Source organism: Pseudomonas sp. RIT-PI-q (assembly GCF_001297125.1).
Taxonomy (GTDB): domain Bacteria; phylum Pseudomonadota; class Gammaproteobacteria; order Pseudomonadales; family Pseudomonadaceae; genus Aquipseudomonas.
Window position 1 is genome coordinate 191,590 of sequence record NZ_LHPC01000044.1, and the last position, 23,305, is coordinate 214,894.

At 59.2% G+C, this 23,305-nt stretch carries 21 protein-coding genes; 14 read left to right on the forward strand and 7 right to left on the reverse strand.

Annotation, left to right across the window (positions count from 1 at the left end; translation table 11 throughout):
• Positions 1-10: 10 nt before the first annotated feature.
• Positions 11-823: a cytochrome C assembly family protein gene (locus AEQ67_RS23910; protein WP_059406270.1), complete on the reverse strand. Its 813-nt coding sequence runs from the start codon at positions 821-823 to the stop codon at positions 11-13.
• Positions 824-1,032: 209 nt separating this feature from the next.
• Here AEQ67_RS23910 and ffh point away from each other — a divergent pair, with 209 nt between their 5' ends.
• The 11 genes from ffh (at position 1,033) to AEQ67_RS23965 (ending at position 11,644) form a co-directional block, all read left to right on the forward strand.
• Positions 1,033-2,409, forward strand: a complete 1,377-nt coding sequence (gene ffh / locus AEQ67_RS23915; protein ID WP_059406271.1) for a signal recognition particle protein — start codon at positions 1,033-1,035, stop codon at positions 2,407-2,409.
• A gap of 250 nt (positions 2,410-2,659) precedes the next feature.
• A complete protein-coding gene (rpsP, locus tag AEQ67_RS23920; RefSeq protein ID WP_003198088.1) occupies positions 2,660-2,911 on the forward strand; it encodes a 30S ribosomal protein S16 in 252 nt (83 codons plus the stop codon).
• Between the two features lie 5 nt (positions 2,912-2,916).
• Entirely contained in the window at positions 2,917-3,453 is a 537-nt protein-coding gene (rimM, locus tag AEQ67_RS23925) for a ribosome maturation factor RimM (RefSeq protein WP_059406272.1), read from the forward strand.
• On the forward strand, positions 3,435-4,208 hold the full coding sequence (trmD, locus tag AEQ67_RS23930; RefSeq protein ID WP_177333675.1) for a tRNA (guanosine(37)-N1)-methyltransferase TrmD: 774 nt from the start codon (positions 3,435-3,437) through the stop codon (positions 4,206-4,208). The genes rimM and trmD overlap by 19 nt, the downstream gene beginning before the upstream one ends.
• Before the next feature lie 45 nt (positions 4,209-4,253).
• Positions 4,254-4,604, forward strand: a complete 351-nt coding sequence (rplS, locus tag AEQ67_RS23935) for a 50S ribosomal protein L19 (protein ID WP_003175895.1) — start codon at positions 4,254-4,256, stop codon at positions 4,602-4,604.
• A 305-nt stretch (positions 4,605-4,909) separates the two neighbouring features.
• Positions 4,910-5,806 carry a site-specific tyrosine recombinase XerD gene (xerD, locus tag AEQ67_RS23940; protein WP_059406273.1) on the forward strand — a complete coding sequence of 299 codons (897 nt, stop codon included), beginning with the start codon at positions 4,910-4,912 and terminating at the stop codon, positions 5,804-5,806.
• 250 nt (positions 5,807-6,056) lie between these two features.
• Positions 6,057-6,788 (forward strand): bifunctional protein-disulfide isomerase/oxidoreductase DsbC, encoded by a 732-nt coding sequence (gene dsbC / locus AEQ67_RS23945; protein ID WP_059406274.1) that lies wholly within the window; start codon positions 6,057-6,059, stop codon positions 6,786-6,788.
• Positions 6,789-6,922: 134 nt separating this feature from the next.
• Positions 6,923-8,227: a homoserine dehydrogenase gene (locus AEQ67_RS23950; RefSeq protein WP_059406324.1), complete on the forward strand. Its 1,305-nt coding sequence runs from the start codon at positions 6,923-6,925 to the stop codon at positions 8,225-8,227.
• Positions 8,228-8,293: 66 nt separating this feature from the next.
• Complete coding sequence (gene thrC, locus AEQ67_RS23955; RefSeq protein ID WP_059406275.1) at positions 8,294-9,703, forward strand: threonine synthase; 1,410 nt, start codon at positions 8,294-8,296, stop codon at positions 9,701-9,703.
• 147 nt (positions 9,704-9,850) lie between these two features.
• Positions 9,851-11,194, forward strand: a complete 1,344-nt coding sequence (locus tag AEQ67_RS23960; protein ID WP_059406276.1) for a transporter substrate-binding domain-containing protein — start codon at positions 9,851-9,853, stop codon at positions 11,192-11,194.
• A gap of 162 nt (positions 11,195-11,356) precedes the next feature.
• On the forward strand, positions 11,357-11,644 hold the full coding sequence (locus tag AEQ67_RS23965) for a DUF3509 domain-containing protein (RefSeq protein ID WP_059406277.1): 288 nt from the start codon (positions 11,357-11,359) through the stop codon (positions 11,642-11,644).
• A gap of 169 nt (positions 11,645-11,813) precedes the next feature.
• On the opposite strand, the gene AEQ67_RS23970 is transcribed toward AEQ67_RS23965, so the two are convergent.
• Both AEQ67_RS23970 and AEQ67_RS23975 read right to left on the reverse strand, forming a co-directional pair.
• Positions 11,814-12,809 carry a TIGR02285 family protein gene (locus AEQ67_RS23970; protein WP_059406278.1) on the reverse strand — a complete coding sequence of 332 codons (996 nt, stop codon included), beginning with the start codon at positions 12,807-12,809 and terminating at the stop codon, positions 11,814-11,816.
• Positions 12,736-13,935, reverse strand: coding sequence for a CaiB/BaiF CoA transferase family protein (locus AEQ67_RS23975; protein WP_059406279.1), 1,200 nt, complete (start codon positions 13,933-13,935; stop codon positions 12,736-12,738). The genes AEQ67_RS23970 and AEQ67_RS23975 overlap by 74 nt, the downstream gene beginning before the upstream one ends.
• Before the next feature lie 147 nt (positions 13,936-14,082).
• Between AEQ67_RS23975 and AEQ67_RS23980 the strand changes: the two genes are divergently transcribed.
• The 3 genes from AEQ67_RS23980 to AEQ67_RS23990 all read left to right on the forward strand — a co-directional run bounded on the left by AEQ67_RS23980 (position 14,083) and on the right by AEQ67_RS23990 (position 17,775).
• Complete coding sequence (locus tag AEQ67_RS23980) at positions 14,083-14,625, forward strand: YaeQ family protein (RefSeq protein ID WP_007897614.1); 543 nt, start codon at positions 14,083-14,085, stop codon at positions 14,623-14,625.
• A 66-nt stretch (positions 14,626-14,691) separates the two neighbouring features.
• Positions 14,692-16,401, forward strand: a complete 1,710-nt coding sequence (recJ, locus tag AEQ67_RS23985) for a single-stranded-DNA-specific exonuclease RecJ (RefSeq protein WP_059406280.1) — start codon at positions 14,692-14,694, stop codon at positions 16,399-16,401.
• Positions 16,402-16,668: 267 nt separating this feature from the next.
• Complete coding sequence (locus AEQ67_RS23990; protein ID WP_059406281.1) at positions 16,669-17,775, forward strand: NADH:flavin oxidoreductase/NADH oxidase; 1,107 nt, start codon at positions 16,669-16,671, stop codon at positions 17,773-17,775.
• Between the two features lie 165 nt (positions 17,776-17,940).
• Here AEQ67_RS23990 and glpD read toward each other — a convergent pair whose 3' ends face one another.
• The 4 genes from glpD to AEQ67_RS24010 form a co-directional block, all read right to left on the reverse strand.
• Entirely contained in the window at positions 17,941-19,479 is a 1,539-nt protein-coding gene (gene glpD, locus AEQ67_RS23995) for a glycerol-3-phosphate dehydrogenase (RefSeq protein ID WP_059406282.1), read from the reverse strand.
• 299 nt (positions 19,480-19,778) lie between these two features.
• Entirely contained in the window at positions 19,779-20,534 is a 756-nt protein-coding gene (locus AEQ67_RS24000) for a DeoR/GlpR family transcriptional regulator (protein ID WP_059406283.1), read from the reverse strand.
• Positions 20,535-20,630: 96 nt separating this feature from the next.
• The gene (gene glpK / locus AEQ67_RS24005) at positions 20,631-22,136 is read right to left on the reverse strand and encodes a glycerol kinase GlpK (protein WP_059406284.1); all 1,506 of its coding nucleotides are present in this window, start codon (positions 22,134-22,136) and stop codon (positions 20,631-20,633) included.
• Between the two features lie 73 nt (positions 22,137-22,209).
• Positions 22,210-23,061, reverse strand: a complete 852-nt coding sequence (locus tag AEQ67_RS24010) for an MIP/aquaporin family protein (protein ID WP_059406285.1) — start codon at positions 23,059-23,061, stop codon at positions 22,210-22,212.
• Positions 23,062-23,305 lie beyond the last annotated feature (244 nt).

Here is a 23,305-nt window from a genome sequence, read left to right on the forward strand (position 1 = left end):
ATGCCGCCCGTCAGATGTGCAGGATGTATTCGCGAACCAGTTTGCTGCCGAAATACGCAAGCATCAGCAGGCAGAAACCGGCGAGGGTCCAGCGAATCGCCTTGTGTCCGCGCCAGCCGAGGCGGTTACGGCCCCAGAGCAGCACGCTGAAGACAATCCAGGCCAGGCAGGCCAGCAAGGTTTTGTGCACCAGGTGCTGGGCGAACAGGTTGTCGACGAACAACCATCCCGAAATCAACGACAGCGACAGCAGGGTCCAGCCAGCCCAAAGGAAACCGAACAGCAGGCTTTCCATGGTTTGCAGCGGCGGGAAGTTCTTGATCAGCCCGGAGGGGTGTTTGTGCTTGAGTTGATGGTCTTGAACCAGCAGCAGCAAAGCCTGGAACACCGCGATGGTAAACATGCCGTAGGCGAGGATTGACAGCAGGATGTGGGCGAGAATGCCTGGTTCTTCGTCGATGATCTGCACGGTTCCGGCGGGGGCGAACTGTGCCAGCAACACGGTCGCAGCCCCCAGCGGGAACAGCAATACAAGCAGGTTTTCCACCGGGATCCGCGAGCAGGCCAGCAGGGTCAAGGCAATGACCGCGGCAGCGATCAGGCTGGCAGCGCTGAAAAAGTCCAGGCCCAGACCGATCGGCGTCAGCAGATGGGTGAACAGGCTGGCGCTATGAGCCAGCACGGCCAGTACGCCGAGCGTGACCAGCAGGCGCTTGTTCGCCTTGGCGCCGGTGGCCAGACGAGTGCCCTGATAGAGAGTCGCAGCGGCATATAAGCAGGCGGCGGCGAGGGTAGTAAGCAAGCTGGGTGACAAGGGGAGCATAAATCCTGTTAGGCAAGCCCGAAAGGCGCTGAGTTTGGCATAGAACCCACAGTGCACGAAAGACCATGCAACCTGACGGCGAGGTGTCCGCCGGGCGCAGTCTTCGCTATAATCCGCGACCTGCCCACGCCGCAGGCTCGCCGAGCACATGTTTATCACGGTCTGGGCCGCCATTACCTCGGTCTACATAGGGCCTGAAAGGATCGCGCATGTTTGAAAACTTAACCGACCGTCTCTCGCAGACGCTGCGCCATGTCACCGGCAAGGCCAAGCTGACCGAGGACAACATCAAAGACACCCTGCGTGAAGTGCGCATGGCGTTGCTCGAAGCCGACGTCGCCCTGCCGGTGGTCAAGGACTTCGTCAATTCGGTCAAGGAACGCGCCGTCGGCACCGAGGTGTCGCGCAGCCTGACGCCGGGCCAGGCCTTCGTGAAGATCGTCCAGGCCGAACTCGAAAGCCTGATGGGCGCGGCCAACGAAGATTTGAACCTGAGTGCCGTTCCGCCTGCCGTCGTGCTGATGGCCGGTTTGCAGGGGGCTGGTAAAACCACCACCGCCGGCAAACTTGCGCGCTTCCTTAAAGAGCGCAAGAAGAAATCGGTCATGGTCGTGTCCGCGGACGTTTACCGTCCGGCGGCGATCAAGCAGCTGGAAATGCTCGCGGGTGAAGTCGGTGTTACCTTCTTCCCGTCAGACCTGAGCCAGAAACCGGTCGACATCGCGCAAGCGGCTATTAAAGAAGCAAAACTCAAATTCATCGACGTGGTCATCGTCGATACCGCCGGTCGCCTGCACATCGATGAAGAGATGATGGGCGAGATCAAGGCGTTGCACGCCGCGATCAACCCGGTCGAAACGCTGTTCGTGGTCGACGCCATGACCGGCCAGGACGCCGCCAACACGGCCAAGGCCTTCGGTGATGCGCTGCCGCTGACCGGTGTGATCCTGACCAAGGTCGACGGCGACGCCCGTGGCGGTGCCGCCCTGTCGGTGCGTGCCATCACCGGCAAGCCGATCAAGTTCATCGGTATGGGCGAGAAGAGCGAAGCGCTCGAACCGTTCCACCCTGAGCGTATTGCTTCGCGCATCCTCGGTATGGGCGACGTGCTCAGCCTGATCGAGCAGGCCGAACAGACCCTCGACAAAGACAAGGCCGACAAACTGGCCAAGAAGCTGAAGAAGGGCAAGGGCTTCGACCTCGAAGACTTCCGCGATCAGCTGCAACAGATGAAAAACATGGGCGGCCTTGGCGGCCTCATGGACAAACTGCCGAACATGGGCGGTGTGAACCTGGCGCAGATGGGCAATGCCCAGAACGCGGCAGAGAAACAATTCAAGCAGATGGAAGCCATCATCAATTCCATGACCCCGGCCGAGCGCCGCGACCCTGAGATGATCAGCGGTTCGCGCAAACGCCGGATCGCCATGGGTTCGGGCACTCAGGTGCAGGACATCGGTCGCTTGATCAAGCAGCACAAGCAGATGCAGAAGATGATGAAGAAATTCTCCGCGAAAGGCGGAATGGCCAAAATGATGCGCGGCATGGGCGGTATGTTGCCCGGCGGCGGCATGCCTAAGATGTAAAGATTTCGCGCAAGGGCTTGCCCTTGTGCTGCCCCACACGGAAGTGGGATCTCCAGCAAACCCGCACTTGGCGGGAGCTGACTGGCCGTTTTCAACGACGGCTCTATAGCAAATCTTGATGGCGGCCGAAAGACCGTCGGAAAAAGACATTTGCAAAAGTCCGGATATTCCTTAGAATATGCGGCCTTTCGGGCACCTATGCCCGCTGTGCCTTTAGATTTGCAGCACCGACTACAGGAACGATGTTCACATGCTAACAATCCGTCTTGCCCTTGGCGGCTCCAAAAAGCGCCCGTTTTACCACTTGACCGTAACCGACAGCCGCAACCCGCGCGACGGTTCGCACAAGGAACAGGTTGGTTTCTTCAACCCTGTTGCTCGTGGTCAAGAAGTTCGTCTGTCCGTGAACCAAGAGCGCGTAGCCTACTGGCTGAGCGTTGGTGCACAACCTTCTGAGCGTGTTGCTCAGTTGTTGAAGGAATCTGCTAAGGCTGCGGCCTGAGCAATATGAACGCGACGCCAGCTGTTGCTGATGATTTGATCGTTATCGGCAAAATTTATTCTGTTCATGGCGTTCGCGGCGAAGTGAAGGTGTATTCCTTTACGGATCCGACTGAAAACCTCTTGCAATACAAAACCTGGACGCTCAAGCGCGAAGGCAGCGTAAAGCAGGTTGAGCTGGTCAGCGGACGCGGGAACGACAAGTTCCTGGTCGCGAAGCTCAAGGGTCTCGATGATCGTGAAGAAGCTCGTCTTCTGGCCGGTTATGAGATCTGCGTGCCACGCAACCTGTTCCCTGAATTGACCGACGGCGAGTACTACTGGTACCAGCTGGAAGGTCTGAAGGTCATTGATCAACTCGGGCAATTGCTCGGGAAAATCGATCATCTTCTGGAAACCGGCGCCAATGATGTAATGGTGGTCAAGCCTTGCGCTGGCAGCCTGGATGATCGCGAACGCCTGTTGCCCTATACGGAGCAATGTGTGTTGGTTGTCGATCTGGCCGCAGGCGAGATGAAGGTGGAATGGGATGCGGACTTCTAAACGTGGCTAATTTGCGCGTAGAAGTGATCAGTTTGTTTCCCGAGATGTTCTCCGCCATCAGCGAGTACGGCATCACCAGTCGTGCGGTGAAACAGGGGCTCTTGCAGCTCACCTGTTGGAATCCGCGAGACTACACGACGGATCGACATCACACTGTGGATGATCGCCCATTTGGCGGTGGTCCGGGCATGGTGATGAAGATCAAGCCCCTGGAAGATGCTCTGGTTCAGGCCAAGGCAGCAGCCGGGGAGGCGGCGAAGGTAATTTACCTGTCCCCCCAAGGCCGTCAACTGACTCAGTCGGCGGTACGCGAGTTGGCGAATTCGGATGCATTGATCCTGATTGCCGGCCGCTATGAAGGCATTGACGAGCGTTTTATTGATGCTCATGTCGATGAAGAGTGGTCGATTGGCGACTATGTACTGTCTGGCGGCGAGCTGCCGGCGATGGTCCTGATCGATGCGGTTACACGACTGCTGCCTGGAGCTTTAGGGCATGCGGACTCCGCCGAGGAAGATTCCTTTACGGATGGTTTGCTGGATTGCCCGCACTACACCCGACCGGAGGTGTATGCGGATCAGCGTGTTCCCGACGTATTGCTAAGTGGCAATCACGCGCACATCCGGCGTTGGCGTTTACAGCAGTCCCTTGGTAGGACCTTTGAACGACGCGCCGATCTTCTGGAAAGCCGCTCGCTTTCTGGAGAAGAGAAGAAGCTGCTCGAGGAATACATCCGCGAGCGGGACGATAGTTAACAACGTATCGATGGTAGATCCGACGATTTACCTTAGGAGCACAGCATGACTAACAAAATCATCCTTGCACTCGAAGCAGAGCAGATGACCAAAGAGATCCCTACCTTTGCCCCGGGCGACACCATTGTCGTTCAGGTGAAAGTGAAGGAAGGCGACCGTTCGCGTCTGCAAGCGTTCGAAGGTGTTGTTATCGCCAAGCGTAACCGCGGCGTAAACAGTGCATTCACCGTTCGCAAAATCTCCAACGGTGTTGGCGTAGAGCGTACTTTCCAGACCTACAGCCCGCAAATCGACAGCATGGCCGTTAAACGTCGCGGTGACGTACGTAAAGCCAAGCTGTACTACCTGCGTGACCTGTCCGGTAAAGCAGCTCGCATCAAGGAAAAACTGGCTTAAGTCCAGCTTCCGATGCAGAAAAAAGCAGCCTACGGGCTGCTTTTTTGTTGCCTGCGATTTATCGGTGCTGCCGGGGTTTGCGTGCATGATCCGGAACCGGGTTGTGTCTTCGATTCTGTAGGAGCGAGGCTTGCCGGCGAAGACGGACTTACATTCCACATTGATGTTGGCTGATATGACGTCTTCGCGGGCAAGCCTCGCTCCTGCAAGAGATCACGACGTCGTCACCGTAATTGCATCAGGCACTGTGAAGGTCTCTGCGGCTATGAAAGACTTACTCTCGGATTCCCGCTACCTGAGCCTTTATGCCCGCCATCGATCATCCACTGATAGACCAGTTCCTCGACGCCCTGTGGCTGGAGAAAGGCCTTTCCGATAACACCCGCGATGCCTATCGCAGTGACCTGGCCCTGTTTAACGGCTGGCTGCAGGAGAAGGGCCTGGAGTTGATCAATGCCGGGCGCGAATTGATCCTCGATCACCTGGCCTGGCGCCTCGAGCAAAACTACAAACCCCGTTCCACCGCGCGATTTCTCTCTGGCGTGCGTGGTTTCTATCGCTATTTGCTGCGGGAAAAACTGATTGCTGTCGATCCGACCTTGCGCGTCGATATGCCGCAACTTGGCAGGCCGTTACCCAAATCCCTGTCGGAAGCAGATGTCGAGGCGCTTTTAAAAGCTCCGGACTTGAGCGAAGCCATCGGTCAGCGGGATCGCGCCATGCTCGAAGTGCTGTATGCCTGCGGCTTGCGGGTGACGGAACTGATCAGCCTGACGCTGGAGCAGGTCAATCTGCGTCAAGGCGTGCTGCGAGTGATGGGCAAGGGCAGCAAGGAACGGCTGGTGCCGATGGGTGAAGAGGCGATTGTCTGGGTTGAGCGCTACATGCGCGATGGCCGTGACGAGCTGCTCGGCGGGCGGCCCAGCGATGTGATGTTCCCCAGCCAGCGCGGCGAGCAGATGACCCGGCAGACCTTCTGGCACCGGATCAAGCACCAGGCCAAGGTCGCCGGGATCGGCAAGTCGCTGTCGCCGCACACGCTGCGACACGCCTTCGCCACGCACTTGCTCAACCACGGCGCTGACTTGCGGGTGGTGCAAATGCTCCTCGGCCACAGCGATCTTTCGACCACCCAGATCTACACTCACGTAGCCCGCGCACGCTTGCAAGACCTGCACGCCAAACACCACCCACGCGGCTAGTCGCAACCCTTGTAGGAGCGAGCTTGCTCGCGATGATCTCAAAAGCGCCGTGTTGAGCCAGTAAGCACGCGTTATCGTTAACGACCATCGCGAGCAAGCTTGCTCCTACAGACTACGTCTTGCGACAGGCGCATTCGGCCACGCGGGCCTTATGTGGTAGGCTTTGCCGGTTTGCACGATGGGCGATTATGACCCGGTGTTTCGGCACGGGCGTTCTGATCGTCCCATTTGTCCGCCTTCAGGAGTTCTCATGCGTCTGACCCAGATTTTCGCCGCCGCAGCCATTGCGTTGGTCAGCACCTTTGCCGTCGCCGATGACGCGGCCGACAAAGCCATTCGTAAAAGCCTGGAAAACCTCCAGCTCGACGTTCCGGTAGAAACCATCACCGCCAGCCCGCTGCCAGGCCTGTACGAAGTCAAGCTCAAGGGCAGCCGCGTGCTCTACGCCAGTGCCGACGGCCAGTATGTGGTTCAGGGCTACATGTTCCAGCTCAAGGACGGCAAACCGGTCAACCTGACCGAGAAGACCGAGCGCTTGGGCATTTCCAAACTGGTCAACGAAATTCCGGTGGCTGAAACCGTCGTCTACCCGGCGATCGGCGAAACCAAATCGCACATCACCGTGTTCACCGACACCACTTGCCCGTACTGCCACAAACTGCACGCCGAAGTGCCCGAGCTGAACAAGCGCGGCATCGAAGTGCGTTATGTCGCGTTCCCGCGTCAGGGTCTGGGCTCGCCGGGTGACGAACAGCTGCAAGCGGTCTGGTGCTCGAAAGACAAGAAAGCCGCCATGGACAAAATGGTCGACGGCAAGGAAATCAAGGCCGCCAAGTGCGATAACCCGGTTTCCAAACAGTTTGCCCTCGGTCAGTCGATCGGCGTAAACGGCACACCGGCCATCGTTTTGGCTGACGGCCAAGTCATTCCGGGCTACCAGCCTGCGCCACAAGTCGCCAAACTGGCGCTGGGCGCGAAGTAAATTCGCATCGTCACGGTCAGCCATTGACGATCGTGGTCCGGCGGCAACAGGTGCCGGGCCATTAATAGAGAACCGCGAGCATGCGGTTGTTTTCACGGCCGGCCTTGAGTCGGCCGTTTTATGGGGAGTTCACAGTGAAACCGGTCAAAGTAGGCATCTGTGGGTTAGGAACCGTCGGTGGCGGGACCTTCAACGTACTTCAGCGCAACGCCGAGGAAATCGCTCGTCGTGCCGGGCGTGGAATCGAAGTGGCACAAATTGCCATGCGCACGCCAAAGCCTCAGTTCCAAACGACCGGTATTGCGATTACCAACGATGTGTTCGAAGTGGCCACGAACCCAGAGATCGACATCGTTATAGAGCTGGTGGGCGGCTACACCGTTGCCCGTGAGCTGGTACTCAAGGCCATCGAGAATGGCAAGCATGTGGTCACCGCGAACAAGGCGCTCATCGCCGTTCACGGTAACGAAATTTTCGCCAAGGCTCGCGAGAAGGGCGTGATCGTCGCGTTCGAAGCGGCCGTGGCCGGTGGCATTCCGGTGATCAAGGCGATCCGCGAAGGCCTGTCCGCCAACCGCATCAACTGGGTGGCCGGGATCATCAACGGCACCGGTAACTTTATCCTTACCGAAATGCGCGAAAAGGGCCGGACCTTCGAAGACGTCCTCGCCGAGGCGCAAGCCCTGGGTTACGCCGAAGCCGATCCGACGTTTGACGTCGAAGGCATCGACGCAGCCCACAAGCTGACGATCCTCGCGTCCATCGCGTTCGGTATTCCGCTGCAATTCGACAAGGCCTACACCGAAGGCATCACCAAGTTGACCACCGCTGACGTGAACTACGCCGAAGCGCTGGGCTATCGCATCAAGCACCTCGGCGTGGCGCGCAGCACGGCTGCCGGCATCGAGTTGCGCGTGCACCCGACGCTGATCCCGGCGGATCGCCTGCTCGCCAACGTCAACGGCGTGATGAACGCGGTGATGGTCAACGGTGACGCTGCCGGTTCGACCCTGTTCTACGGCGCCGGCGCCGGCATGGAGCCGACCGCTTCGTCGGTGATCGCCGACCTGGTGGACGTGGTTCGCGCCATGACTTCCGACCCGGAAAACCGCGTGCCGCACCTGGCCTTCCAGCCGGACTCGCTGTCGGCGCACCCGATCCTGCCGATCGAAGCCTGCGAAAGCTCCTACTACCTGCGCATTCAGGCCAAGGACCATCCGGGCGTGTTGGCCCAGGTGGCGAGCATCCTGTCGGAGCGCGGCATCAACATCGAATCGATCATGCAGAAGGAAGTCGAAGAACACGACGGCCTGGTGCCGATGATCCTGCTGACCCACCGTGTGCTGGAACAGCGCATGAACGACGCGATTGACGCCCTGGAAGCCTTGGCTGGCGTGGTCGGTCCGGTTGTACGGATCCGCGTCGAGCATTTGAACTAAGTCGTTTTTGTTCACCGGGCCCGTGAGCGGGCCCGGGTTTGCGAACACAGTCTATTGGAGCCAGTCATGCGTTATATCAGTACCCGCGGCCAGGCACCGGCCCTGAATTTCGAAGACGTCCTGCTGGCAGGTTTAGCCACTGACGGCGGCCTGTACGTGCCGGAAAACCTGCCTCGTTTCACCCAGGAAGAAATCGCTTCGTGGGCCGGCCTGCCCTATCACGAGCTGGCCTTCCGGGTGATGCGCCCGTTCGTGACCGGCAGCATTCCTGATGTCGATTTCAAAAAGATTCTCGAAGAAACCTACGGCGTGTTCTCGCACAACGCCGTGGCGCCGTTACGTCAGCTGAACGGTAATGAATGGGTATTGGAGCTGTTCCACGGCCCGACCCTGGCGTTCAAGGACTTCGCCCTGCAACTGCTCGGTCGTTTGCTCGACTACGTGCTGGAAAAGCGCGGCGAGCGCGTGGTGATCGTTGGCGCCACCTCCGGTGATACCGGTTCGGCTGCCATCGAAGGCTGCAAGCACTGCGAAAACGTCGACATCTTCATCCTGCACCCGCACAACCGCGTGTCCGAAGTGCAGCGTCGCCAGATGACCACCATCTTCGGTGAGAACATCCACAACATCGCCATCGAAGGCAACTTCGATGACTGCCAGGAAATGGTCAAGGCCAGCTTCGCCGACCAGAGCTTCCTCAAGGGCACGCGCCTGGTGGCGGTGAACTCGATCAACTGGGCGCGGATCATGGCCCAGATCGTTTACTACTTCCACGCAGCCCTGCAGTTGGGCGGCCCGGCGCGTTCGGTGTCGTTCTCGGTGCCGACCGGCAACTTCGGCGACATCTTCGCCGGTTACCTGGCGCGCAACATGGGCCTGCCGATCAACCAGTTGATCGTCGCTACCAACCGCAACGACATCCTGCACCGCTTCATGAGTGGCAACCAGTACGTCAAGGAAACCCTGCACGCCACGCTGTCGCCGTCGATGGACATCATGGTCTCGTCGAACTTCGAACGCCTGCTGTTCGACCTGCACGGTCGCAATGGCGCGGCGATTGCCGGTCTGATGGACACCTTCAAGCAGGGTGGCGGTTTCAGCGTTGAACAGGAACGCTGGACCGAAGCACGCAAACTGTTCGACTCCCTGGCCGTGGATGACGCACAAACCTGCGAAACCATTGCCGAAGTCTACGAGCAGACAGGCGAGTTGCTGGACCCGCACACCGCCATCGGGGTGAAGGCAGCGCGTGAGTGCCGTCGTAGCCTGGATATTCCAATGGTGATCCTGGGCACGGCCCACCCGGTCAAATTCCCGGACGCCGTGGAAAAAGCAGGCGTAGGAAAAGCGCTTGAACTGCCTGCACATCTTTCTGATTTGTTTGAGCGAGATGAGCGTTGCACCGTGTTGCCCAATGACCTGAAAGCCGTGCAGGCCTTTGTCAGTCAGCATGGCAACCGTGGCAAGCCTCTGTAACCGGTAAACGCTGTCACATTTTGAAGCCCGTCTCCTGACGGGCTTTTTCATGTGTGCATGCCACACTTGGCGCATTCATGTTCATGGAGTGCCGTCGATGAAGCACCGCTGCTGAAGGGCGGGCCAGTCGATTACAAGGAAGTGGCAATGCAGTTTTGCAAAGGGATAAGGCCAGCCGTGTGCTGGGTGTTTTTGATTGGCGTCATGGGCATTGCTCAATGGACGTCGGCGGCGCAATTGGCGATTCCTGAGGTCACAGGCGCCATGATCGAATTGGATGCGCAGGAGCTGAAATGGATTGCCGAGCACCCGCGAGTCATTGTCGTGTCGACGCAGTATCCGCGGTATCTGTTCAAGGATGAGCAGGGCCAGTGGAGTGGTTTGAACAACGATGTGCTCCTGCGCATCAGTGCCATGACCGGATTGCGCTTCGTGCACGAGGAGACATTTTCCACCGAACAAATGCTCGGGCGACTGGAAAATGGCTCGGCGGACATGAACACGACGCTGGCCATGAATGACGAGCGCAAGGCGTTCCTGGATTACAGTCATGCCTTCGGTGGCGCGGGCTGGGTGTTTGTCGGGCGGGCAGGGGAGCCGGTGCTGCAATCGCTGAAACAGCTGTCGAAACGCGTGTTGGTGCTGCCGGCCAGGCATGCACTCGAGTCGGTGATTCGCCGTGACCATCCGGCCATTGAGTTGCGCTCGGTCAAAACCTACGCCGAGGCCCGGGCGCTGGTCGAGAGTGGCGAGGCCTACGCCACCATCGAGAACGAAATCGGTGCGCACCTCTATCCGTCGGGACAGCTGCAGATCGGGCATACGCTGGAGGGAAAGTGGGACCCCGATTACCTGACGGTGCGCAAAGGCCATCCGCAGTTGCTGAGCATCCTCAACAAGGCGCTTGAGGCCTTTCCACCTGCTGAATTGCGCGCCCTTCGTCTGAAATGGCTCAACGGGATTGCCCCGGCTTCAGCGCCCACCACTTGGCAGCGGATGACACAGTGGGGCTGCTGGGGTGTGTTGGTCGCCAGCCTCTTCGGGCTGCTTTCCGTGCTTTGGAACCGTCGACTCGCGGCGCTGATTCAACAACGCCTGGCCGCCGAAAAAGACCTGCGCGATCAACTGGCGTTTCAGCATGCGTTGATGGACGCCATGCCCGATCCGGTGTTTGTGCGTGATCTGCAAGCGCGTTTGATCATGTGCAATAAACGTTATGAGGAGGGTTTGTCGACCCGCTTCGATCAGGTCCAGGGACGGCAGCTGATCGAACTCGATGTCTTGCCCAAAGCGACCGCCGAGCTGCTGCATGCAGAGTTCATGGCCCAGCTTGGCACTCGCAAGAGCCGTTTCAGTGAACGTCAGTTGCTGTTCAACAGCGGCGTCAGGGATATCTACCAGTGGACGGTGCCGTTTTACAGTGCCGATGGGCAATTGCGGGGCCTGCTGGGCGGTTGGAGCGATATCGGCAAGCGCACGGCGCCGAGGTGAGGCGACTGTTTTTTCTCTGTCATCTTTGCCGTGCATGCTCAACCGACCAGAGACGCCGGGTTGTCTGCAGTCGGTAACCAGAACTTTCTTCTCGGGCCAGTGGTCATTTAAGGTAGACATGCCCCAGGCACTTTGTTTTCGGACTATTGAGTGGTGATCGAGATGGAAAGTATCAGTCTATTGCTCGGTGAGGCTCTGAGCCCGTATCAGGTTACGTTGACCCCGTCGGGGGCCCATGGCGAATGCCTGGTGACACTGAAGAGTTCGACCGGCGCTATCGTGGTCGAACGGGAGTTCAATCAGGCCCAGTTGACCGATAAGCGTCTGCTGACGGATGTGGTCGACGGTTTGCATCGCGACGTACTGATTGCCGAAGGACGTCTGGAGCCCTGTGTCATCGCGGCATTGCGCAATGCGGCTCAGGACAAGATCCTGGCCAGCCGTAATTGAATTGTCGTTTTGTGGGAACCTTCCTGCTCCAGGGTCGTCAGAACATGTAACAGCAGGATCAAGCATTGTGCTCCGGTGCTTGTAGCTTGCTGCTACTGGTCTTTATGTAGGCCACGTTTAACCCCGAGTCGTCTCCCCACTTCTCGGGGTTTCTTTTGCCTGCGATTTGTCACTGCCCGGCCTGATGCTCGAAAAACTCCTTGGCCGCTTGCAGGTACTCACTGCGACTTTCCGGGTCGAGCCAAGCGGCGTAGGCCTCGCTCAAATGCTCGCGGGGCAGGGTGCGCAGCAGTTGGTTGATCTCGATGATCGCCTGTCGGCCCTGGGGGGTATCGGTGCAGCCGATGTAGCCCGACAGGTATTTGCCCGTGCCGCGAATCGGGTAGAACTGCAACTCATCCTCGGCGATGCCTTGTTGCAGGGCCTGGTAGCGAATTTCCGGACGATACCCCAATAGCAGCTGCAAGCGTCCCAGACGCTGCATTTGCAACAGGCTGCCCAACGCGTTGTTGCCGTAGTGGAGCGTCAGCGTCTTGGGTGGCGCTTGTTTGAGCTGCGAGTCGAGAAATTCGCCGTAGTTGCGCTCGGCAATAATGCCCAGGGTCACGTTGCCGGTGGCCAACAAGGCCGCAAGGTCAACCTCTCCCTCCTTGATGAAAGGCGTCAGGACCTCCCGATCAATACGTCGCACGGCCAGGCCATTGCTCATGGCGCGAAAGACCGGGATGGAAAACGCGATCCAGCGTTCGCGCTCCTTGCTCCAGTTCAGCGCCGCATCGCAGGTGAGGGAGGGCTCGTGGAGCATCTGCAATCCGCGAGCACGATTGACCTTGATCACGCTGTGTTGGTACTGAGGCATGCCGGCGATTAACGTCGGCAGCAATTGATCGATGACCCCTTGGCCCTTCTTCGGCCCTTCAAAAATAAACAGCGGCGGTAGATCCCGCTTCAGCCAAACCAGGTTTTCTTTCGATTGCGCCAACGTTAACGGTGCCTGACCGGCGAGGCAGAGGACAATCGCCAACGCGCACGCTGTTCGTCCGCTGCACGTCAGGCAGAGGTTGATGGGCCGCGCAATCAAGCGCCTCAGTTTAGATGGCTCCGTCTTCACGCAGCTTTGCGATCTGTTCCAAGTCGTAACCAAGATCGTGGAGTACCTGCGCATTGTGTTCGCCCAACTGCGGCCCGACCCATTCCGAAGTGCCAGGTGTCTCTGAGAGTTTCGGCACGATTCCCGGCATCTTGAAATCTTTGCCGTCCGGCAACTTGGCTTTCAGAAACATTTCCCGGGCCAGGTACTGAGGATCACTGAACATGTCTTCGGCGCTGAAGATCCGGCTGGCGGGTACTTCGGCCTGATTCAACCGCTCGATGATCGTGTCCAGCGGCAGAGAATTGACCCAACGATCAATGACCCCGTAAATCTCGTCGCGACGGCTATCGCGTCCGTCGTTGCTGGCCAGAACCGGGTCGTTGCCCAGGTCTTCGCGCCCGATGATCAACATGAAGCGCTTGAAGATCGCATCGCCGTTCGCGCCGATCTGTACATGTTTGCCGTCGGCGCTGGTGTGGATCGAGGAGGGCGTGATACCGGGCATGATGTTGCCGGTGCGTTCGCGGATGAATCCGAACACGTCAAACTCCGGGACCATGCTTTCCATCATGGCGAAGATCGCTTCGTACAGTGCCACATCGACCACTTGGCCCTGGCCGCCGTTGACCTCGCGATGACGCAGGGCCATCAGTGCACCGATCACACCCCACAGTGCGGCAATCGAGTCACCGATGGAAATCCCGGTGCGCACCGGTGGCCGGTCCTCGAACCCGGTGATGTAGCGCAGGCCGCCCATGGACTCACCGACCGCGCCAAAACCTGGCTGATCCTTCATCGGCCCGGTCTGGCCGAAACCGGAGAGACGCACCATCACCAGTTTCGGATTCAGTGCGTGCAACACGTCCCAGCCCAGGCCGAGTTTTTCCAGAACGCCGGGGCGAAAGTTCTCGATCAGGATGTCTGCTTCACTGAGCAGTTTTTTCAGAATCGCCAGGCCATCCGGGTGTTTCAGGTTCAGGGTCAGGGACTTCTTGTTGCGCGCCTGGACGAACCACCACAACGAGGTGCCTTCATACAACTTGCGCCATTTGCGCAGCGGATCGCCACCGTCCGGGGATTCGACCTTGATCACTTCGGCACCGAACTCACCGCAGATGCGCGAGGCAAACGGGCCGGCGATCAACGTACCCAATTCAATGACTTTCAGACCTGAGAGTGGTTTGGCGGTGAACGGCATGCTGGATCCTGTAGGACAAATATTGAGCGAAGGCGGAGTTTTAGCATAGCCGACCGTCAGTCGCCCGAAGTTGATCGCCTTCTATTCGTTGATTGCCTGCGGCATCGGTTAGACTTGCCGCCTTTCCTCGTATCAAGAAGCCCGTTCATGGCCCAGCCGTCCACGACCTACAAGTTTGAACTGAACCTCACCGACCTTGACCGCAGCGTCTACGAGAGCGTGAAGCAGACCATCGCCCGTCACCCTTCGGAAACCGAAGAGCGCATGACCGTGCGGCTGCTGGCCTACGCCTTCTGGTACAACGAGCAGTTGTCGTTCGGCCGTGGTCTGTCAGACGTGGACGAACCTGCCCTGTGGGAAAAGAGCCTGGACGACCGTGTCCTGCACTGGATCGAAGTCGGCCAGCCGGACGCCGATCGCCTGACCTGGTGCTCGCGTCGCACCGAGCGCACCAGCCTGCTGGCCTACGGCAGCCTGCGCGTCTGGGAAACCAAAGTGATCCCGGCGATCAAGAACCTGAAAAACGTGCACATCGCAGCGGTGCCTCAGGAAGTCCTGGAAACCCTGGCCAAAGACATGCCGCGCGTTATCAAGTGGGATGTGATGATCAGCGAAGGGACGATTTTCGTCACCGACGACCGTGGTCAGCACGAAGTCCAGTTGCAGTGGTTGAGCGGCGAGCGCGGCTGATTATTCGCCGCTGATTCGCGTTCCCCGGTTTTATCCTACGTATTCAAGAGAAGCACCTGTCACCCCATGCGCATCGAACCTCGCCTGCTGCCCGACACCCTGCCATTCCTTGGCGATCTGCCACCGCTGTTGACCCGTTTGTACGCAGCGCGGGGGGTGCAGACCGAGGCTGAACTGGATAAGAGCTTAAAGCGCCTGATTCCATACGAGCAGCTTAAAGGCATCGATGCTGCTGTGGATTTGCTGGTGACGGCGCTTGAACAGCGTCAGCGGATTCTGATCGTCGGCGACTTCGACGCCGATGGCGCCACCGCCAGTACCGTGGGCGTGCTGGGCTTGCGTCTGCTGGGCGCGGCGCATGTCGACTATCTGGTGCCGAACCGTTTCGAGTACGGCTATGGCCTGACACCGGAAATCGTTGAGGTGGCGCTGACCCGCACGCCGCAGTTGCTGATCACCGTGGACAACGGCATCTCCAGCGTCGAAGGCGTGGCGGCGGCGAAAAAGGCCGGGTTGAAGGTGCTGGTCACCGATCACCACTTGCCCGGCGACGAGTTGCCGCTGGCCGATGCCATCGTTAACCCGAACCAGCCAGGCTGCGAGTTTCCGAGCAAGGCGCTGGCCGGTGTCGGGGTTATTTTCTATGTGCTGATGGCGCTGCGTGCGCGATTGCGCAGCTTGGGCTGGTACGAGAGCAAGCCGCAGCCGAACATCGGTGAGTTGCTGGATCTGGTGGCCCTGGGCAGCGTCGCCGACGTGGTGCCGCTGGATGCCAACAACCGGATCCTGGTGCACCAGGGGCTGGAGCGGATCCGCGCCGGGCGTGCTCGTCCGGGGATCAAGGCGATCCTCGAAGTCGCCAAACGCGATCATGCGCGCATCACTTCCACTGATCTGGGTTTCATTGTCGGCCCACGCCTGAACGCGGCGGGGCGGCTGGATGACATGAGCCTGGGCATCGAGTGCCTGCTCACCGAAGACGCTGGCATGGCGCGTGAAATGGCGGCCCAGCTCGACGGCATGAACCAGGATCGCAAGTCCATCGAGCAGGGTATGCAGCGCGAGGCGCTGGCTCAGCTCAAGGATTTGCCGGTGGAGTCGATGCCGTTCGGTTTGTGCCTGTTCGATCCCGAGTGGCACCAGGGTGTCATCGGGATCCTCGCGTCGCGTATGAAAGAGCGCTATTTCCGCCCGACAATCGCCTTCGCTGATGCGGGAGATGGCTTGCTCAAGGGCTCGGGACGTTCGGTCCAGGGTTTTCATATTCGCGACGCCTTGAGCGTGGTGGCGGCGCAGCATCCGAACCTGATCAGCAAGTACGGCGGCCATGCGATGGCTGCCGGCCTGACGCTGCCGGAAGCGAATTTTCCGTTGTTCGCCGAGGCCTTTGACGCTGAAGTGCGTAGGCAATTACGCGAAGAAGACCTGACCGGGCGCCTGCTGTCGGACGGCACATTGGCGGTCGAAGAATTCCACCTGGAACTGGCGCGTGCCTTGCGCCACGCCGGCCCTTGGGGGCAGCACTTCCCGGAGCCGCTGTTTCACGGGGTGTTCCAACTGGTCGAGCAGCGCGTCGTCGGTGAACGCCACCTTAAGGTGGTGCTGAGAAGTGAATGTGGCTCGGTGAAGCTCGATGGCATCGCTTTTGGGATTGACCGCGATATCTGGCCGAATCCGACCATTAAATGGGTGGAATTGGCCTACAAACTCGACCTCAACGAGTTTCGCGGGAATGAGACTGTTCAACTGATGATTGCTCATATCGAACCGCGTTAAGCCCTTCGCGGGCAAGCCTCGCTCCTACAGGTACGGGTGATCCTGTAGGAGCGAGGCTTGCCCGCGAAAGCGATTTCCCTCACACCGAATCCCTCGGAATCCTCCCGCATCCCACGATGTCGACTAGGCTCTAAGCACTGCTTGATAATCCTTGTGACGTCTTGTCAATTTTTTGCCCGCGGGGGCGGGTGCTGCACCTTTTTCCTGTCACTCGTCGACTTTTCAAACAGAACCCTGGAGCCTGCCCACTGATTCGAGAGGTGCCCCATGAGTCTGCTGCTTGAACCCTATACCCTGCGCCAATTGACCCTGCTCAACCGCATTGCCGTGTCACCCATGTGCCAGTATTCGAGCGTCGATGGCCTGGCCAATGACTGGCACCTGGTCCACCTCGGCAGCCGCGCTGTCGGCGGCGCCGGCCTGATATTTACCGAGGCGACGGCCGTCACTGCCGACGGCCGCATCACCGCCGAGGACCTCGGCCTGTGGAACGATGAACAGATCGAGCCGCTGCAACGCATCACCCGTTTCATCGCCGCCCAGGGCGCCGTTGCCGGCATTCAGTTGGCTCACGCCGGGCGCAAGGCCAGCACTTTTCGCCCGTGGCTGGGCAAGCATGGCAGCGTCAAGCCTGATGATGGCGGCTGGGTCCCGGTCGGTCCGTCACCGATTGCTTTCGACCCGCAACACACGCAACCCAAACAGCTCGATGAAGGGGAAATCGCCAAGGTTATCCAGGCCTTTGTCGAGGCGGCAAAACGCTCGCTGACCGCGGGCTTCAAGGTGGTGGAAATCCACGCCGCCCACGGTTACCTGCTGCACCAGTTTCTTTCGCCACTGAGCAATCAGCGCCGCGATCAATATGGCGGCTCGTTCGAGAACCGCATTCGGCTGGTGCTGCAAGTCACCGAAGCGGTGCGGGCCGTCTGGCCGGAAGAGTTACCGGTGTTTGTGCGGGTATCGGCCACCGATTGGGTGGAAGACGGCTGGAACCCCGATGAAACGGTGGAGCTGGCGCGCCGCCTGAAAGGCTTGGGCGTGGACCTGATCGATGTGTCGTCGGGTGGTACGGCGGCCAACGCGGAGATTCCGACCGGGCCGGGTTACCAGACCCGCTTTGCCGAACGTGTACGCAAGGAGTCAGGCATTGCCACCGGTACGGTAGGAATGATTACCGAGCCGGCGCAGGCCGAGCACATTCTGCGCACTTGCCAGGCCGACATCATCTTCCTCGCCCGCGAGCTGTTGCGTGATCCGTACTGGCCGCTGCATGCCGATGATGACCTGGGAGGGCACAAGGCAATCTGGCCGGCGCAATACCAGCGGGCCACCCATCGGGACCAGCCGATCCATGAGTCGGATCTGCGCGACTGAAGATCAAAAGATCGCAGCCTTCGGCAGCTCCTACACGCAAACGCATCCCCCTGTAGGAGCGTAGGAGCTGTCGAGTGAAACGAGGCTGCGATCTCTTGATCCTGACCCAACAAAAAACCCCGCGCTCTTTCGAGACACGGGGCTTTTTTAATTGAGGCTGTCCAGTCAGGCCGCTTCGATCTTGCTGCGGTTCTGCTCGACCTTGTTCAGGTAATCCTTGAGCTTGTCCTGTTCTGCCGGAGTGGTGAACAAGCCGAGTTTGCTGCGGCGCCACAGAATGTCATGCGCGGTGGTCGCCCACTCTTCGCTGCACAGGTAATCGACTTCGCGGGTGTAGAGACCGCCGCCGATGTGTTCGCCCAAATCACTGAGGTTCTGCACGCCTTCGAGCATGCGCCAGGTGCGGCTGCCGTAGGTAGTCGACCAGCGGCGCGAGATCTCCGTCGGCACCCAGTCGAACTTGTCACGGATCAGCGAGCTCAGCGCCTGCGGGGTGGTCATGTCTTCGCCGCCCGGCAGGGTCGCGGTGGCCGTCCAGCTTGGCTTGATGTCCTTGAAGTACGGGGCCAGTTGCGCCAGCGCCGACTCGGCCAGTTTGCGGTAGGTGGTCAGCTTGCCGCCGAACACCGACAGCAGTGGCGCTTCTTCACCACTGCCCGACAGCGCCAGGGTGTAGTCGCGGGTAACGGCCGACGGGTTGTCGGATTCGTCGTTGCACAGCGGACGAACACCGGAATAGCTGTGCAGGATATCGTCGCGGCTGATGCGTTTCTTGAAATGCGAGTTGACCACTTTCAGCAGGTAATCGGTTTCGCCTTCGGTGATTGCGACTTTCGCCGGATCGCCGGTGTACTCGCGGTCGGTGGTGCCGATCAGGGTGAAGTGGTTCAGGTACGGAATGGTGAACACGATGCGCTGATCTTCGTTTTGCAGAATGTGCGCGTGTTCGCCTTCGTACAGTTTTGGCACGATCAGGTGGCTGCCCTGGATCAGGCGGATGCCGTAAGGCGATTCCATCTTCAGGTCGTCACGAATGAACTTGGCGACCCATGGGCCAGCCGCGTTCACCAGTGCCTTGGCGCGGATCGAAAACAGGCTGCCATCGGCACGTTCCAGGTGCAGGTGCCACAAACCCTTGGTGCGACGAGCGCTGACACAACGGGTCTGGGTGTGAACGTGGGCGCCATTTTCGCGGGCGGCCATGGCGTTCAGTACCACCAGGCGAGCATCGTCGACCCAGCAGTCGGAGTATTCGAAGCCTTTGGTGATTTCGCTTTTCAGCGGGCTGTCCGGGCCGAACTTGATGCTTTTCGAACCTTCGAGTTTTTCCCGTTTACCGAGGTGGTCATACAGGAACAGACCGGCGCGAATCATCCATGCCGGACGCAGGTGCGGGCGGTGCGGCAGCACGAAGCGCATTTGTTTGACGATGTGCGGCGCCTTGGCCAACAGCACTTCGCGCTCGGCGAGGGCTTCACGCACCAGGCGGAATTCGTAATGTTCAAGGTAGCGCAGGCCACCGTGGATCAGCTTGCTGCTGGCCGACGAGGTGTGGCTGGCCAGATCATCTTTTTCACAAAGGAACACCGAAAGACCGCGACCGGCGGCATCCGCTGCGATCCCCACGCCATTGATCCCACCACCGATGACGGCGATATCGTAGACCTCGGCGAGAGGGGGCGTAGGCAAGGTAGAAGTGGGCATCGGCTGGCCTCGGGCTTTTCTGATTTTCTGTATTGGAATTCGAACATTAATGTTCATTTGCGAAAATGGTAGCCCATAAAGCCGCGCACAGCCAGTTAACTTCGATTGAAAATACTCATCGAAGGGCGGTTAAAGGAAAATATTCGAACATTTAGAGGCGCGATAGAGCGCAAGAGATGTGTTGCCTGGACGACCGCCATCGCGGGCAAGCCCGCTCCCACAAGGGTTAACGCATAACCTGTGGGAGCGTGGCTTGCCCGCGATGGCGCCGCTACAGGCGCCGAGGATGTGAGGGGAGGTTAGACGACTTCGAGTCGAATCTTGTGCTGACTCAACAACTGCGCCAGCGCCGGCACAGGCTGCTGGTCGGTCACCAGGCAATCGATCAGGCTGATCGGCCCCAGGCGAATCATAGCGTTGCGCCCGAACTTGCTGGAGTCGGCGGCGAGGATCACTTGCCGGGCGTTGGCGATGATCGCCTGGGACACCCGCACTTCCTGATAATCGAAGTCCAGCAAACTGCCGTCTTCATCGATACCGCTGATGCCGACCAGGGCGAAGTCAACCTTGAACTGGTTGATGAAATCGACACTGGCCTGACCCACTACACCGCCGTCACGTCGTACGTTGCCGCCGGTCAGCAACACGTCGAAGTCGTCCTTGGCACTCAGCATCGAGGCCACGTGCAGGTTGTTGGTGATGATCTTCAGGTGGTTGTGGTTGAGCAGCGCGCGGGCAATCGATTCGGTGGTGGTCCCGATATTGATAAATAACGAGGCGTGGTCGGGAATCTGCGCCGCAATGGCTTCGCCGATGCGCTGTTTTTCATCGCGCATCTGATCGGCGCGCATGGCGTAGGCGGTATTTTCGACGCTGGAATCGTAGGCTGCGCCGCCATGGTAGCGACGCAACAGATTGGCTTCCGCAAGCTGATTGATATCGCGGCGGATGGTCTGCGGTGTAACGACGAACAGCTGAGCCATTTCCTCGATGCTGACATAGCCGCGTTCGCGGACCAGTTCGAGGATTTGCTGCTGACGGGGAGGCAGATTCATGGGGCTTCCTTTGGGCTGCCGTGCAAAAATTTGCCCATGATGCCGCAGGAATCCGCTCCCGACCAGTTACATACGGATACGACTACTCAGGTTAGCTTATTCAGCGCCTTCATGCGGTTCCCAATCACGGGTGCGACTGACCGCTTTCTTCCAACCGGAATAGAGTTTTTCCTTGGCGGTTTCGTCCAGGGCCGGCTCGAATTCGCGCTCGATCACAGCCTTGCCGCGCAACTCATCCAGGCTGCCCCAGAAGCCGCATGCCAGGCCAGCCAGGTAGGCCGCGCCGAGTGCCGTGGTTTCACGCATTTGCGGACGCTCGACCTGCGTGCCGAGGATGTCGGCCTGGAACTGCATCAGGAAGTTGTTCGCCACCGCACCGCCGTCCACGCGCAGGGATTTGAGGCGTTCGCCGGAGTCCTGTTGCATCGCGTCGAGAACGTCTCGGGTCTGGTAGGCAATCGACTCCAGCGCTGCGCGAATAATGTGGTCCACGCGTACGCCGCGAGTCAGGCCGAACAGTGCGCCACGGGCATAGGGGTCCCAGTACGGAGCGCCCAGGCCGGTGAAGGCCGGGACCAGGTACACGCCGTTGCTGTCCTTGACCTTGTTGGCGAAGTATTCGGTGTCGTGGGCGTCGTTGATGATTTTCAACTCGTCACGCAGCCACTGAACGGTCGAACCACCGTTGAACACTGCGCCTTCCAGTGCGTAGGCGACTTCGCCACGTGGGCCGCAAGCGATGGTGGTGAGCATGCCGTGCTTGGACTTCACGGCTTTGTCGCCGGTGTTCATCAGCAGGAAGCGGCCGGGGCCGTAGGTGTTTTTCGCCGGGCCGGGCTCACCGCACATCGGGCCGAACGGGGCGGCTTGTTGGTCGCCGGCGATACCGCCGATGGCGATGCCGCTTTTGGTGTGGCCATAGATTTCGGACGAGGATTTAACTTCCGGCAGCATCTCGCGCGGAATATCCAGCACCTCCAGCATCTTCGCATCCCACTCCAGGGTGTGGATGTTGAAGAGCATGGTGCGCGAGGCGTTGGTGTAGTCGGTGACGTGGACTTTGCCGCCGGTAAATTTCCAGATCAGCCAGCTGTCGACGGTGCCGAATAGCAGCTCGCCTTTGCGCGCACGTTCGCGGCTGCCTTCGACGTTGTCGAGGATCCACTTGAGCTTGGTGCCGGAAAAGTACGGGTCGGTGACCAGGCCCGTGGTGTCGCTGATGTATTGTTCGTGACCGTCGCGCTTGAGTTGCTGGCAGATCTCGGTGCTGCGGCGGCACTGCCAGACGATCGCGTTGTAGATCGGGCGGCCGGTGGTCTTGTCCCAGACCACGGTGGTTTCGCGCTGGTTGGTGATGCCGATGGCTGCGACCTGGTCGTGATGCAGGCCGGCTTGGGCCAGGGCCTCGACCATCACGGCGCTTTGGGTGGCGAAGATTTCCATCGGGTCATGTTCGACCCAGCCAGGCTGCGGGTAATGCTGGACGAATTCCCGTTGGGCGGTGCAGACCACGTTCGCGTCGCGGTCGAAAATGATCGCGCGGGAGCTGGTCGTACCCTGATCGAGGGCAATGATGTAGTTCTTGTTCTGTGTGTCGGTCATGTCGATTGCCTTGGACGAAAAAAGGAGTGGAGTCAGGCGCGCGATCAATTGGCAGGATCACGCGCCAGCGGAATCAAGAAGTTCTTGGTTTGCCGTCGATGGCCGGTGCTGCTTCCTTTGTAGCAGGTTCGGCACTCGGCAGATGACGGGCAATCAGCCCGCGATATGCCGCAGCACCCAGGCAGGCACCGACAATCGGTGCGAAAACCGGAATCAGGAAATACGGGATATCGCGCCCGCCGGTGAAGGAAATTTCACCCCAGCCAGCGAAGAAAGTCATCAGTTTAGGACCGAAGTCTCGCGCCGGATTCATTGCAAATCCGGTCAGCGGCCCCATCGAACTGCCGATCACCGCAATCAGCAGGCCGATCAGCAGCGGCGCCAGCGGGCCCTTTGGCAGGCCGTTGTTGTCGTCAGTCAGAGACATGATCACGCCCATCAGGATCGCGGTGATGATCACTTCAACCAGAAAGGCCTGGGCGGTAGACAAGACCGGGTTGGGGAAGGTGGAGAACACCGATGCCAATTCAAGGCTGGCCTGGGTGCCACGAACCATATGGTGAGTTTGTTCGTAATCGAAGAATAGATTGCTGTACAGCGTGTACACCAACAATGCGCCACAGAAGGCGCCCGCGACCTGGGCCAGTATGTAGAACGGCAATTTGCGCTTTTCGAAGTCAGCGAAAATGCTCAGGGCGATGCTGACGGCAGGATTGAGGTGAGCACCGGAAACCCCGGCGGTCAGGTAGATCGCCATGCTCACGCCAACGCCCCAGATGACGCTGATTTCCCACAGGCCGAAGCTGGCACCCGCTACTTTGAGCGCGGCAACGCAACCCGTACCAAAAAATATAAGCAGTGCAGTACCGAGAAACTCAGCCATGCATTGGCTGGAGAGCGACGGTTGTTGTAAAGCAGTTGTCATTGAAAACCTCTTTTTTGTTGTTGTCTGGCGCTTTTTTCATCATGGCCAAAGCGCGATTTCCTCCGAGGCAGAATCCCCATCCTGTTCCCGGTTTACTGCTGGGTGCTGCAGTGACACATTCGTACAGTATTCACATTCGAAAAAATATAGACAAGAAACGCTGCTGTCAAAGGTCGAAAGTGAACCATCAGTCACAATTCAACTATTAGTCACGTGAATGATCTTGTTGTTCACGGTGCCGGGG